Annotated in this window: 14 protein-coding genes; 3 read left to right on the top strand and 11 right to left on the bottom strand. The window is 71.6% G+C overall.

The genetic code is table 11. From position 1 onward, the window contains the following. The first annotated feature begins 116 nt into the window (after positions 1-116). The gene (locus tag ACH4D3_RS00685; protein ID WP_398314899.1) at positions 117-788 is read left to right on the top strand and encodes a potassium channel family protein; all 672 of its coding nucleotides are present in this window, start codon (positions 117-119) and stop codon (positions 786-788) included. After that, complete coding sequence (locus tag ACH4D3_RS00680) at positions 788-1,468, top strand: TrkA family potassium uptake protein (protein WP_087806775.1); 681 nt, start codon at positions 788-790, stop codon at positions 1,466-1,468. Before ACH4D3_RS00685 ends, ACH4D3_RS00680 begins: the two co-directional genes overlap by 1 nt. An 80-nt stretch (positions 1,469-1,548) precedes the next feature. On the opposite strand, the gene ACH4D3_RS00675 is transcribed toward ACH4D3_RS00680, so the two are convergent. From ACH4D3_RS00675 to ACH4D3_RS00640, 8 genes are all read right to left on the bottom strand, one after another. Then, positions 1,549-2,367: a DUF3159 domain-containing protein gene (locus ACH4D3_RS00675; RefSeq protein ID WP_398314897.1), complete on the bottom strand. Its 819-nt coding sequence runs from the start codon at positions 2,365-2,367 to the stop codon at positions 1,549-1,551. Positions 2,368-2,370: 3 nt separating this feature from the next. After that, the gene (locus ACH4D3_RS00670; RefSeq protein ID WP_076976707.1) at positions 2,371-2,769 is read right to left on the bottom strand and encodes an OB-fold nucleic acid binding domain-containing protein; all 399 of its coding nucleotides are present in this window, start codon (positions 2,767-2,769) and stop codon (positions 2,371-2,373) included. 94 nt (positions 2,770-2,863) lie between these two features. Continuing rightward, the gene (locus tag ACH4D3_RS00665) at positions 2,864-3,547 is read right to left on the bottom strand and encodes a response regulator (RefSeq protein WP_398314895.1); all 684 of its coding nucleotides are present in this window, start codon (positions 3,545-3,547) and stop codon (positions 2,864-2,866) included. After that, positions 3,544-6,090 (bottom strand): ATP-binding protein, encoded by a 2,547-nt coding sequence (locus ACH4D3_RS00660; protein WP_398314893.1) that lies wholly within the window; start codon positions 6,088-6,090, stop codon positions 3,544-3,546. The genes ACH4D3_RS00665 and ACH4D3_RS00660 overlap by 4 nt, the downstream gene beginning before the upstream one ends. 160 nt (positions 6,091-6,250) lie before the next feature. Then, positions 6,251-6,943, bottom strand: a complete 693-nt coding sequence (locus ACH4D3_RS00655; protein WP_398314891.1) for an ABC transporter ATP-binding protein — start codon at positions 6,941-6,943, stop codon at positions 6,251-6,253. A gap of 214 nt (positions 6,944-7,157) precedes the next feature. Beyond that, positions 7,158-7,910, bottom strand: a complete 753-nt coding sequence (locus ACH4D3_RS00650) for a DUF3710 domain-containing protein (protein WP_003973152.1) — start codon at positions 7,908-7,910, stop codon at positions 7,158-7,160. Position 7,911: 1 nt separating this feature from the next. Next, a complete protein-coding gene (gene dut, locus ACH4D3_RS00645) occupies positions 7,912-8,463 on the bottom strand; it encodes a dUTP diphosphatase (protein ID WP_356862489.1) in 552 nt (183 codons plus the stop codon). Beyond that, positions 8,460-9,044 (bottom strand): PaaI family thioesterase, encoded by a 585-nt coding sequence (locus ACH4D3_RS00640; RefSeq protein ID WP_398314889.1) that lies wholly within the window; start codon positions 9,042-9,044, stop codon positions 8,460-8,462. The genes dut and ACH4D3_RS00640 overlap by 4 nt, the downstream gene beginning before the upstream one ends. A gap of 57 nt (positions 9,045-9,101) precedes the next feature. Between ACH4D3_RS00640 and ACH4D3_RS00635 the strand changes: the two genes are divergently transcribed. Next, a complete protein-coding gene (locus tag ACH4D3_RS00635; RefSeq protein ID WP_398314887.1) occupies positions 9,102-9,566 on the top strand; it encodes a DUF3093 domain-containing protein in 465 nt (154 codons plus the stop codon). Positions 9,567-9,579: 13 nt separating this feature from the next. Here ACH4D3_RS00635 and ACH4D3_RS00630 read toward each other — a convergent pair whose 3' ends face one another. The 3 genes from ACH4D3_RS00630 to ACH4D3_RS00620 all read right to left on the bottom strand — a co-directional run bounded on the left by ACH4D3_RS00630 (position 9,580) and on the right by ACH4D3_RS00620 (position 12,496). Beyond that, positions 9,580-10,536: a hypothetical protein gene (locus tag ACH4D3_RS00630; RefSeq protein ID WP_398314885.1), complete on the bottom strand. Its 957-nt coding sequence runs from the start codon at positions 10,534-10,536 to the stop codon at positions 9,580-9,582. Positions 10,537-10,549: 13 nt separating this feature from the next. Then, positions 10,550-10,846, bottom strand: a complete 297-nt coding sequence (locus tag ACH4D3_RS00625) for a DUF4193 domain-containing protein (RefSeq protein ID WP_003993510.1) — start codon at positions 10,844-10,846, stop codon at positions 10,550-10,552. 405 nt (positions 10,847-11,251) lie between these two features. Continuing rightward, on the bottom strand, positions 11,252-12,496 hold the full coding sequence (locus ACH4D3_RS00620) for a sensor histidine kinase (RefSeq protein WP_398314883.1): 1,245 nt from the start codon (positions 12,494-12,496) through the stop codon (positions 11,252-11,254). Positions 12,497-12,498: the final 2 nt, after the last annotated feature.

Genomic DNA, 12,498 nt, shown 5'->3' with positions numbered 1-12,498 from the left:
ATGTTCCCCTGCGGCCCGCACACTGGCCGCGACGTGTCGCCAGGCGAGCCGAAAGAGAGACATGAGCGAGACATTCACCAAGGCCGGCGGGCCCGCAGGAAGCGCGGTGTGAGGCGATGCACATTGTCATCATGGGCTGCGGGCGCGTGGGCTCCGCGCTCGCCCAGACCCTGGAGCAGCAGGGGCACACGGTCGCCGTGATCGACCGGGACCCCACCTCCTTCCGTCGCCTCGGTTCCTCCTTCGGCGGCCGCCGCGTCACCGGCATCGGCTTCGACCAGGACACCCTGCGCGAGGCGGGCATCGAGGAGGCCGGTGCCTTCGCCGCGGTCTCCAGCGGCGACAACTCCAACATCATCGCCGCCCGGGTGGCCCGCGAGATGTTCGGCGTGGAGAACGTCGCCGCCCGCATCTACGACCCGCGCCGCGCCGAGGTCTACCAGCGCCTGGGCATCCCCACCGTGGCCACCGTCCGCTGGACGGCCGACCAGATGCTGCGCCGGCTGCTCCCCTCGGGCGCCGAGCCGCTGTGGCGCGACCCCACCGGAGGTGTCCAGCTGGCCGAGGTGCACACGTCCTCGTCCTGGGTGGGCCACAAGATCAGCCGGCTCCAGGAGGAGACGGGCGTGCGGGTGGCCTTCGTCACCCGGCTCGGGGAGGCGATCCTGCCGTCCTCGCAGACCGTCCTTCAGGAGGGTGACCTCGTGCACGTCATGATGCGCACCGACGAGGTCCACAAGGTCGAGGCGGCGTTCGCCCAGGGTCCCGAAGAGGAGGGCGGTCACTGATGAGGGTCGCCATTGCCGGAGCCGGCGCGGTCGGCCGTTCGATCGCGGGCGAGCTGCTGGAGAACGGCCACGAGGTCCTGCTCATCGACAAGGCGCCGACCGCCATCTCGGTCGAGCGCGTCCCGATGGCGGAGTGGCTGCTCGCCGACGCCTGCGAGATCACGTCCCTGGACGAGGCGGCGCTCCAGCGCTGCAACGTCGTCATCGCCGCGACGGGCGACGACAAGGTCAACCTCGTCGTCTCGCTGCTGGCCAAGACGGAGTACGGCGTTCCGCGCGTCGTCGCCCGGGTGAACAACCCGAAGAACGAGTGGCTCTTCAACGAGTCCTGGGGCGTGGACGTGGCCGTCTCCACCCCGCGGCTGATGTCGGCCCTGGTGGAGGAGGCGGTGAGCGTCGGCGACCTGGTCCGGCTGCTGCGCTTCAGCCACGGCGACGCGAACCTGGTCGAGCTGACGCTGCCGGAGGAGTCGGCCCTGGCCGGTACCCAGGTCGGCGACGTCCAGTGGCCCGAGGACACCTCGCTGGTGACGATCATCCGCGGCACCCGGGTGCTGACGCCGTCCCGGGAGGACTCCCTGGAGGCGGGCGACGAGCTGCTCTTCGTCGCCGCGCAGGCCCGTGAGGAGCAGCTGGAGGACCTGCTGTCGGCACGCCGGCGGCCCGACGGCGCGGTCTGACGGGGCACAGGACGGCCTACGGCGGTGGGGCGCCCGGAATTTCCCGGGCGCCCCACCGCCGTCTTGTCTCGTCCCGTCCGTCAGGCCTTGCGGTGCCTGCCACCACGCAGGTCCGCGGCCTCCCCGTCGGCCTCGGACGGCCCCGGCAGGGCGCCGCCGGCCTCCTCCTGCTCGCGGTCGCGCCGTTCCCGCTCCGCCTTCTCCGCCTTCTCGGCCTCTTCCGCCGCCTCCATCTCCGCGAACACGTCGATGGGGGCCGGCGCCTTGGCCAGGAAGACCCAGGTCAGCCAGACGGCGAGCAGGAAGGGCGGGATCTTCAGGGTGACCAGGACCCAGCCGAGCTGCTCGGTGTCCGCCCACCAGTACAGCGGGAAGAGGATCGCGCTCTTGGCGAGCAGGATCAGGCCCCACGCGTAGCTGGCCTTGGTGTAGGCCTTCTTGCGGCCGGGGTTGCGGGTGCGCCAGGAGAGGTTCTCCTTGAAGACCGGGCCGAGGATCAGACCGATCAGCGGCACGCCGGCCAGTGAGGTGACGATGTACGCCAGCGCCAGACCCAGGGTGTAGAGCATGCCCGGCAGATAGAAGTTCTTGGCGTTGTCGGTCATCATCGCGAAGACCACGCCGAAGGCGACACCGAAGACCCCGCTGAACGCGTGCTTGACGGTGTCCTTCATCACGAGCCGGACGACGACCAGCACCACCGACACGGCCAGGGCCGCGATCGCCGACATGTGCAGGTCGTTGTTGAGGGTGAAGATGGTGACGAAGAGCAGGCCCGGCAGCACCGTCTCGATCATGCCCCGCACGCCGCCGAACGCCTCGAACAGCGCGGCCTCCGTCACCGCCCGGGCGTCGTCGGCCTCTGTCGTCTCTTCGGTCGGCTTGTCGAGCGACGTCACCGGCTACTCCCGTCCGAGGGGTCTCAGTTCGTATTTCGGGTTGAAGAGCACCCGGCGGCCGTGGCTCATGGAGATCCGGCCCGATGCGATGAGCTTGCGCCCCGGCTCTATGCCCACGATGGAGCGTCTGCCCAGCCACACCACGTCCAGGGCGGCGGAACCGTCGAACAGCTCGGCCTCCAGGGCCGGAACGCCCGCACGCGGTCGCAGGGTGACCGTGCGCAAGGTACCAGTAACCGACACGACCTGCCGGTCCTGGCAGTCTCCGATGCGAGTGCAGCCGGCGGTGTCGGCGTCCTCGCGCAGTTCCTCCGACTCCAGGTCCTCCTGTGACGAGGAGAGCCGGTCGAACATGCGCCGGAACCGGCCCACCGGCTTGTCGGAACGCGGAGCAGCACTCATATCTGAAGCGTACCGGGGCACGCCGACAGCCATGCACCCCTCTCGGGGCGGGATGGCGAGGCTCACTTCCCCCTCACGTCCCGTGCACCCCCTCTCACTTCTCGAAGCGGTATCCCATGCCCGGCTCGGTGATGAAGTGCCGTGGGTGCGCGGGGTCCGCCTCGAGCTTGCGGCGCAGCTGGGCCATGTAGACCCGCAGGTAGTTCGTCTCCGTCCCGTACGAGGGCCCCCACACCTCCCGCAGCAGCTGCTTCTGGCTGACCAGGCGTCCCGTGTTGCGCACCAGCACCTCCAGCAGGTGCCACTCGGTGGGCGTGAGGCGTACGTCCCTGCCGCCCCGGTTGACCTTCTTCGCGGCCAGGTCGACGCTGAACTCCGGGGTGTCCACGACGACCTCGTCCTCGCCGCCGGGGACGGGCTCGGCCCGGCGGACGGCGGCCCGGAGCCGGGCCAGCAGCTCGTCCATGCCGAAGGGCTTGGTGACGTAGTCGTCGGCGCCCGCGTCGAGCGCCTCGACCTTCTCGTCGGAGGAGTGCCGGGCGGAGAGCACCAGGATCGGCACCCGGGTCCAGCCGCGCAGCCCCCTGATCACCTCGACACCGTCCATGTCGGGCAGGCCCAGGTCCAGGACCACCACGTCGGGGTGCCGGGCGGCGGCGAGCTGGAGGGCGGTGGCGCCGTCGTGGGCGGCGTCGACCTCGTAGTGCCGTGCCTTGAGGTTGATCACGAGGGCCCGCACGATCTGCGGTTCGTCGTCGATCACGAGCACCCGGGTCATCGGGCGGCCTGCCTTTCTGCTGTCGCCAGGTGGGGTGCCGATACCGACCGGCCCACCGCGCGGAGGGTGAGGACCATGGTGAGGCCGCCGCCGGGGGTGTCCTCGGCGTTCAGGGTGCCGCCCATCGCCTCGGCGAAGCCGCGGGCCACGGCCAGCCCGAGTCCCACCCCGGCCCCGCGCGGGGCGTCGCCGTAGCGCTGGAAGGGCTCGAAGATGCGGTCCTTGGCCTCGTCCGGCACTCCCGGCCCCCGGTCGACGACGCGCACCTCGACGCGGTCGGCGAGGGCGCTGGCGGCGACCAGGACGGTCCGGTCGTCCGGACTGTACTTGACGGCGTTCTCCACCAGGTTGGCCAGCGCCCGCTCCAGGAGCCCGGCGTCCACGGCGACCATGGGCAGCGTCTCGGGGATGTCCAGCTCCGCGCTCCCCTCGGGGACCCCGCCGAGCGCCATCGGCGCCACCTCGTCCACGTCGATCTCGCGGATCAGCGGGGTGACGGTGCCGGTCTGCAGGCGGGACATGTCGAGCAGGTTGCCCACGAGGTGGTCGAGGCGGTCGGCGCCCTCCTCGATGCCTTCGAGCAGCTCCGCCTGGTCCTCCTCGGACCAGGCCACGTCGTCGGACCTGAGGCTGGTCACCGACGCCTTGATCCCGGCCAGCGGGGTGCGCAGGTCGTGGCTGACGGCGGCCAGCAGCGCGGTGCGGATGCGGTTGCCCTCGGCCAGCGCGCGGGCCCGGTCGGCCTCCTCGCGCAGGCGGCGCCGGTCCAGGACGACGGCGGCCTGGGCGGCGAAGGCGGCCAGCACCCGGCGGTCCTCGGCGGGCAGGACCCGGCCGGTCAGCGCGAGGGCCATGTGGTCGCCGACGGGCATGTCCACGTCCGCGTCCTCCGGGCGCTCGACCGGCGGTCCCGATCCGGCGCGGCCCGCACAGGTCCAGGGCGCCACGTCGCCCTCCCGCTCCAGGAGGGCGGCCGACTCCATGCCGAAGGTCTCGCGCACCCGCTCCAGGAGCGTCTCCAGGCTGGTCTCGCCGCGCAGTACGTCACCGGCGAGGAAGGACAGGATCTCCGACTCGGCACGCAGCCGGGCCGCCTGGTGGGTGCGGCGGGCCGCGACGTCGACGACCGAGGCGACGGAGAGCGCGACGCCCACGAATATGGCGAGCGCAAGCATGTTCCTGGGGTCGGCGATGGTGATCCGGTTGACGGGCGGCGTGAAGAACCAGTTCAGCAGCAGCGACCCGACCGCGGCCGAGGCGAGCGCGGGGTAGAGCCCGCCGAGCAGGGCGGCGGCGACGGTGAGCGCCAGGTAGAGCAGGACGTCGTTGGCGAGCCCGAGGTGGACGGTGCTGAGCAGCAGCGTCAGCAGTACCGGGCCGCCCAGGCCCGCGAACCAGCCCCAGACGATCCGGGACCGGCCGAGCCGTGCGCCCCTTGCCACCGGCAGCCCGCGCCCCTTGGCGACCTCCTCGTGGGTCACGATGTGGACGTCCAGGTCGGAGCCGGACTCGCGGGCGACGGTGGCGCCGACGCCCGGTCCGAAGACGTACTGCCAGGTCTTGCGGCGCGAGGAGCCGAGGATGATCTGGGTGGCGTTGACGCCGCGGGCGAAGTCGAGCAGGGCGGCGGGTATGTCCTCGCCGAGCACGTGGTGGAAGGTGCCGCCGAGGTCCTCCACGAGGGTGCGCTGGACCGCCAGCTCCTTCGGGGAGGCGGAGGTCAGCCCGTCGCTGCGGGCTATGTACACCGCCAGCACCTCGCCGCCGGCGCCCTTCTCCGCGAGGCGCGCGGCCCGCCGTATCAGCGTCCGGCCCTCGGGGCCGCCGGTCAGGCCGACCACGATGCGTTCGCGCGAGCCCCAGATCTTCGAGACCCGGTGCTCGCTGCGGTACTGCTGGAGGTACTCGTCGGCCCGGTCCGCGACCCACAGCAGGGCCAGCTCGCGCAGGGCGGTGAGGTTGCCGGGGCGGAAGTAGTTCGACAGGGCCGCGTCGACCTTGTCCGGCTGGTAGATGTTGCCGTGCGCCATGCGGCGGCGCAGCGCCTGCGGCGACATGTCGACCAGTTCGATCTGGTCCGCGCGCCGCACCACCTCGTCCGGCACGGTCTCGCGCTGCCGTACGCCGGTGATGGACTCCACGACGTCGCCGAGTGACTCCAGGTGCTGGATGTTGACGGTCGAGACTACGTCGATGCCGGCGGCGAGGAGTTCCTCCACGTCCTGCCAGCGCTTGGCGTTGCGCACGCCGGGGACGTTGGTGTGGGCCAGCTCGTCCACCAGCGCCACCCGGGGGGCGCGGGCCAGTACCGCGTCCAGGTCCAGCTCGGTGAAGACCGCGCCCCGGTACTCGACCTCACGGCGCGGCACCTGTTCCAGGCCGCGCAGCATCACCTCGGTGCGTGCCCGGTCGTGGTGCTCGACGAAGGCCACGACGCAGTCGGTGCCCCGTTCGACGCGCCGGTGCGCCTCGGAGAGCATCGCGTACGTCTTGCCGACGCCCGGTGCCGCACCGAGGTAGATCCGAAGCTTGCCGCGTCCCATGGCCTCATTGTCTTCCGGTCACCGCTGACTGCGCAGCGTCGACCCTACGACCCACAATCGCGGCAAAAGGGGCGGGGGTGCGGATGCCGGTCGTCCTTGACGGAACTCTGACGCACTCCGGCGCACTCGGCGCACGCCCGCGCACTCCGACGCCGGAGCGTCACTCCTCGACGATCTCCCCGTCCCGCAGCTCCAGCACCCGGTCGGCGAGGTCGAGCAGGGTGGCGTCGTGGGTGGCGACCAGGGCGGTGACCTGCTCGCTGCGTACGACGGCCCGCAGCAGCTCCATCACGGAGTGCCCGGTCTCGGCGTCCAGCTGGCCGGTGGGTTCGTCGGCGATCAGGAGGGCGGGGTTGTTGGCGAGGGCGCGGGCGATGGCGACCCGCTGCTGCTGTCCGCCGGACATCTCGCCGGGGCGCTGGGCGGCGTGGTCGGCGAGGCCGACCAGGGAGAGCAGCAGCTCTACGCGTTCCTCGCGTTCGCGCGGGGCGGCCCGGCGCAGCCGCATCGGTACGCCGACGTTCTCGGCGGCGGTGAGGATCGGGACGAGCCCGAAGGACTGGAAGACGAAGCCGACCCGGTCCCGGCGCAGCGCGAGCAGTCCGTCCTCGTCCAGCTCCGCGAGGTCCCGGCCGTCGACCTCGACCCGCCCGGCGTCGGGGGTGTCGAGACCGCCGACGATGTTGAGCAGGGTGGTCTTGCCGGACCCCGACCGGCCCTTGAGGGCGACCAGCTCACCGCGCGGCACCTCGAAGGAGACGCCGCGCAGGGCGTGTACGGCGGCGCTGTCCCGGCCGTACGACTTGCGCACGCCCTCGACGCGCACCATGGTCTCCGTGACCACCTGGGTCATGTCGTGCCCTCCCCCGTCGTACTCGGTGAACCGGGCGCCAGTATCACCGGCGGCGGCGGACGGATCAACGGCCGGGGCCCGATCGGGGCCGCACGACCCTGCCGAGCGACCGGCAGCGCGAAGGGCCGCGTCCTCCTGGGGACGCGGCCCTCGTGGCGCGCGCGTACGGCGAGCAGGCGTACCGGGACGACGAGAAGCCGTACCGGGTCGTCGCCTACCGCACCTCGGTGATCTCCGGTCCGCGCTGGAGCTGGCCCATGCCGCCGGCGAAGCGTGAGCCCTCCTCCTGTTGCACGCCCTCGGGGACCATCTGCGCGTCGTTCGGCAGCTTCAGGACGATGGGGTCGCGGGGGGCCATCGGGCCCTCGCCGCGGACGACGACGGTGTCCCGGAAGATCTGCTCCAGCAGACCGGCGGCCTGCGGCTGCACCGCGCCCTGGCCCGAGATCACGCCGCGCAGGAACCAGCGGGGCCCGTCCACGCCGACGAACCGCACGACCTGGAAGCCGCCCGTGCCGTCCGGCAGCTGCACCGGGACCTGGGCCCGCAGCTCCCAGCCCAGCGGACCCTCGACCTCGTCGATGATGCCGCCCTGCTGGGTGATGCCGGAGCCGATCTCCTCGCGCACCTCGCCCCAGATGCCCTCGCGCTTGGGCGCGGCGAAGCCCTGGAGCTGGATGGCGCTGTCGCGCAGTACGACGGTCGCGGCGACGATCGCGTCGCCCGCGACCTCCACCCGCAGTTCCATGCCGTCGACCCCGGGGATGAACAGGCCGCCCAGGTCGACCCGGCCCTCGCCCGGGTCGCGGACCTCGGTGCTGTCCCAGGGCCCGTCGGGGCGCGGCTCGGGCTCGAGCCGCACGCGTTCGCGCTCTTCGTCCGCCTCGGTGTCGACGCTGTCGACGACCTGCTCGGTCTCGCCGGCCGCGTCCTCGGCGGCGTCGTTCTTCTTGCGACGTCCGAACACGTCACTGTCCTTCCCGGTCGGATACGACCGAAGCGTATCGATTCCCACCCGTCGGGCCGCCTTCGGCGACCTGACCGCTTGTGCCGCTTGCAGGGTCCAGCCCGGCGTGGCCGCCGGTGGACCCGAAGCCCCCCTCGGCCCGCGCCGAGCCGGGAAGTTCCGCGACCTGACGGAAGCGGACCCTCTCGACCTGCTGGACGACCAGTTGGGCAATCCGGTCGAAGCGCTCGAACCGCACGCTCTCGCGCGGGTCGAGATTCACCACGATCACCTTGATCTCCCCACGGTACCCGGCATCAATCGTCCCCGGGGCATTCACCAGGGCGACGCCGCAGCGTGCGGCCAGTCCGGAACGTGGGTGCACGAAGGCCGCGTACCCCTCGGGGAGGGCGACAGACACGCCGGTGGGCAGAACGGCGCGTTCGCCGGGCGCCAGCTCGCGGTCGACGGTGGTACGCAGGTCGGCGCCCGCGTCCCCGGGCTGCGCGTACGCCGGAAGCGGTACGTCGGGGTCGACGCGGCGGATGAGCACCTCGAGGTCGGCACGGCTCACGGGTTCACCTCGAAGGCGCGGGCGCGGCGGAGCTGGTCGGGATCGTCCATGGCGGCGCGGATCTCCTCCTCGCGGCCGTTCTGGACGAAGTGCTCGACCTTGACCTCGATGAAGAGGGCGTCGGCGCGGACGGCCACGGGGCCGTCGGGCCCGCCGATCCGGCCGGTGGCGGTGGAGTAGATCTTGCGGCCGGCCACCGCGGTGACCTCGGCCTCCAGGTACAGCGTCGTGTCCACGGGCACCGGCCGCCGGAAGTCGGTCTCCAGCCGTCCGGTCACCGCGATGGTGCGCAGCAGCCAGTTCAGCGAGCCCAGCGTCTCGTCCAGGGCGGTGGCCAGCACGCCGCCGTGCGCCAGACCGGGAGCGCCCTGGTGGGCGGGGCGGACGGTGAACTCGGCGGTGATCGACACGCCTTCGCCCGCGCGCGCCTGGAGGTGCAGTCCGTGGGGCTGGTCGCCGCCGCAGCCGAAGCACTGGCCGTAGTGGGCGCCGAGCAGCTCGCCGGGGGCGGGCGCGTCGGGGTGCCGTACGGGTTTCACGGCGTCGTCGGGGGGCTGAAGACCTGGGGAAGTACCACTCACAGGCGCAGACCTTACCCGCGCGTCGGCCGAACACCGATACCGTGCCAAGCTTGCTTCATGCAGCTCTCCACGGCCCCGTACGAAGAACGCCTCACCGCGCCCCGCTCCTGGTGGCTGGTCTCCTTCCTGGTGGGGCTGGCGTTCGCGCTGATCCTGCTGCCGTTCGGCACGCTGCCGATGCTGGGCGGCCTGGCGGGCGGCACCGCGGTGGCGGCGGTGGCGGCCAGTTCGTACGGCGCGGTCCGCATCCGGGTCGTGGGCGACTCGCTGATCGCGGGCGAGGCGAAGGTGCCGCTCTCGGCGCTGGGAGAGGCGGAGATCCTCGATCCGGAGGAGGCCCGCGCCTGGCGCACGTACAAGGCCGACACCCGGGCGTTCCTGCTGCTGCGCGCCTACATTCCGAGGGCCGTGCGGGTGCTGGTCACGGACCCGCAGGACCCGACTCCGTACCTGTACCTGTCGACGCGCGAGCCGGAGCGGCTGATCGAGGCGCTGAAGGCGGCGAAGGCCGCGGCCGCGTAGGGCGGGCCTGCGGTCAGCGGTCGTCTTTGCCGAAGTTTTCCCCGCGGCCGAGCCGGCCGGGTCCGATCCCCTTGGTGATCTCGCCCATGTCGAGGGCGTCCTGCGGGCGTTCCAGGGCCGGGAGGTCGCCCAGGGCGCTCCAGGCGACCTGGTGCTTGCGCAGGTCGGTCCGGATCCTCGCGGCCAGTTTCCGGGTGTCGCGCCGGTTCATGACGGCGCCCACGGCCGCGCCCACCATGAAGGGCATCAGGTTCGGCAGGTCGCGCACCATCCGCTTCATGATCTGCTGGCGCAGCTGGCGCTTCATGTGGCTGTTCATCGCCGAGCCGAGGGTCGACGGCTTGGACACGTCGACGCCGCGTTCGTCGGACCACGAGTTCAGGTACGCGGTGCTGCGCTGGGCGAGGCTGCCGGGCGGGCGCACGCCGTAGACCTCGTGGAGTTCGGCGATCAGCTTGAGCTCGATCGCGGCGACGCCGGTGATCTCGGCGGCCAGTTCGGTGGGCATCGCGGGTGGTACGGGCAGCATCGCCGCCGCTCCGATGCCCGCTCCCACGGTCGCCGTGCCCTTGGCCGCGCCGGCCACGAGCCGGTCGGCGATCTCCTCGGGACCGAGGCCCGGGAACTGCCTGCGCAGCGTCGCCAGGTCCCGTACGGGCACGCGGGGTGCCAGGTCGATGATCCGGTCGGCGAGGTGTGCCAGGGCGGCCCTGGCGCGGGCGCCGCCGTTGCGGACGCTCTGTCCGGCCTTGTCCCGGAACGCCGCTGCCCGGCGCCGGGCAGCGGGTGCCGGAGTCCGCGTGGTCGCCGGGAGGTCACTCCGGTCGGCCACTGGCTCGAGCGGGGCCTTACCTGTATCGGTCGGGCCCCGCTCGTCGTCACGCGCGCTGTAGGGACCGTCGGGCGGCCCTTGGTCCGCTCCTCGTCGGGAGGAACGGCGCTTCCAGGGAGGGGTCGAGCCGGTGGTCACGGCCGACCCCGCCTCAGTCGCAGTCGCGGCAGATCGGCTGGCCGTTCTTCTCTCGGGCCAGCTGGCTGCGGTGGTGCACCAGGAAGCAGCTCATGCAGGTGAACTCGTCCTGCTGCTTCGGCAGTACACGGACGGCCAGTTCCTCGTTCGAGAGGTCGGCGCCGGGAAGCTCGAGGCCTTCCGCGGCCTCGAACTCGTCGACGTCGACGGCCGAGGCGGACTTGTCGTTCCGCCGGGCCTTCAGCTCTTCGAGGCTGTCCGAGTCGACGTCGTCGTCGGTCTTGCGTGGAGTGTCGTAATCGGTTGCCATGGTCGCTCTCCCCCTCTGGGTGTCTGCGGTGTCTTCAGCGCACGTAACGCGTGAGAGGCCGGACTTGTGCCCGACCTGAGGCGGAGATTTTGCCTCACATCAAGGTCTGTTACTCAATCGACACCCAACCGGACTCCTCATGAGTGATCGGCTTGGATGGCGATGGGGACCGTACACGGTCCGAATGCCGCACTTCAAAGGCGTCTCACCGTGTACTTCCCGTGATCAGGGGCCCTGAAAACCGGGATTTTCCCGGCTTTCCGACAGGGTGCATGATCACGGAGAGTAGAGGGCGGGAAAGCCTCCGCTGTGATCGATCACACACGCGACTCCAGGGCCGGTGGCCTGGAAATTCCGCTCAAAGCGAACATCCTCGGGTCTCGGTGAGATGTCGGGGTCATGATCTCAGACGGGGAGCGTCACGCGCATCACGAGCCCTCCGCCCTCGCGCGGCTGGGCGGAGATGTGGCCGCCGTGCGCCCGGGCCACGGACCGCGCGATGGACAGCCCGAGGCCCACGCCCTTGTCGCTGCCCGTCCGCTCGGTGCGCAGCCGCCGGAACGGCTCGAAGAGGTTGTCCACCTCGTACGCCGGTACGACGGGGCCGGTGTTGGTGACCACCAGGACCGCCTGTCCGTTCTCGACAGCGGTGGCGACCTCGACCCAGCCCTGTTCGGCCACGTTGTAGCGCACGGCGTTCTGGACGAGGTTCAGGGCGATGCGCTCCAGCAGGACGCCGTTGCCCTGGACCACCGCGGCCTCGCGGGTGCCGCGGATCTCCACGCCCTTGCTCTCGGCCTCGCCGTGCACCTGGTCGATGGCCTGGCCGGCCACCTCGGCGAGGTCCACCGGTTTGCGCTCGACGATCTGGTTGTCGCTGCGGGCCAGCAGGAGCAGGCCCTCGACCAGCTGCTCGCTGCGTTCGTTGGTCGCCAGCAGCGTCTTGCCGAGCTGCTGGAGCTCCACCGGGGCGCCCGGGTCGGACAGGTGCACCTCCAGGAGCGTGCGGTTGATCGCCAGCGGCGTGCGCAGCTCGTGGGAGGCGTTGCCGACGAAGCGCTGCTGGGCGGTGAAGGCCCGCTGCAGCCGCTCCAGCATGTCGTCGAAGGTGTCGGCCAGCTCCTTCAGCTCGTCGTCCGGGCCGTCCAGCTCGATCCGCCGGGAGAGGTCGGAGCCGGCCACCGCGCGCGCGGTGCGGGTGATCCGCCCCAGCGGTGACAGGACGCGCCCGGCCATGGCGTAGCCGAAGGCGAAGGCGATCACGGCGAGGCCGAGCAGCGCCAGCAGGGAGCGGCTGAGCAGGTTGTCCAGGGCGACCTTGCGCTGGTGGTCCATGCAGTCGCTGATTGCCGCGTTGAAGTCGGACAGCGACAGGCCGCCGTTGTCGACCACGGGACAGGTGCTGCTGGAGACCTTGAGGTCGGTGAAGTCGACGATCTTGTACAGCGGTTCGTTGCCGGTGCGGACCGCCTGGGCGGCGAGCAGGTAGATGATCGACAGCAGCAGGATGCCGGCGATCAGGAACATACCGCCGTACAGCAGCGTGAGCCTTATCCGGATGGTGGGGCGCAGCCACGGCAGGGGCGTGGCCGAGCGCGGGTCCCACGTGGGCTTGGGGGGCGCCCCGGGGGGCGCGGGTGTCGTCGCCACGG

The sequence above is a fragment of the Streptomyces sp. NPDC018026 genome (assembly GCF_044327745.1).
Classification (GTDB): Bacteria; Actinomycetota; Actinomycetes; order Streptomycetales; family Streptomycetaceae; genus Streptomyces; species Streptomyces rubrogriseus.
The sequence above is the reverse complement of the archived record's forward strand: the minus strand, read 5'-3'. Positions and strand labels throughout refer to the sequence as shown.

What these genes read in the sequence shown, in the direction of transcription:
- ACH4D3_RS00685 (WP_398314899.1), top strand. Translation starts at nt 117, where the DNA reads ATGCACATTGTCATCATGGGCTGCGGGCGCGTGGGCTCCGCGCTCGCC.
- ACH4D3_RS00680 (WP_087806775.1), top strand. Translation starts at nt 788, where the DNA reads ATGAGGGTCGCCATTGCCGGAGCCGGCGCGGTCGGCCGTTCGATCGCG.
- ACH4D3_RS00670 (WP_076976707.1), bottom strand. Translation starts at nt 2,769, where the DNA reads ATGAGTGCTGCTCCGCGTTCCGACAAGCCGGTGGGCCGGTTCCGGCGC.
- ACH4D3_RS00665 (WP_398314895.1), bottom strand. Translation starts at nt 3,547, where the DNA reads ATGACCCGGGTGCTCGTGATCGACGACGAACCGCAGATCGTGCGGGCC.
- ACH4D3_RS00660 (WP_398314893.1), bottom strand. Translation starts at nt 6,090, where the DNA reads ATGGGACGCGGCAAGCTTCGGATCTACCTCGGTGCGGCACCGGGCGTC.
- ACH4D3_RS00655 (WP_398314891.1), bottom strand. Translation starts at nt 6,943, where the DNA reads ATGACCCAGGTGGTCACGGAGACCATGGTGCGCGTCGAGGGCGTGCGC.
- ACH4D3_RS00635 (WP_398314887.1), top strand. Translation starts at nt 9,102, where the DNA reads ATGCAGCTCTCCACGGCCCCGTACGAAGAACGCCTCACCGCGCCCCGC.
- ACH4D3_RS00625 (WP_003993510.1), bottom strand. Translation starts at nt 10,846, where the DNA reads ATGGCAACCGATTACGACACTCCACGCAAGACCGACGACGACGTCGAC.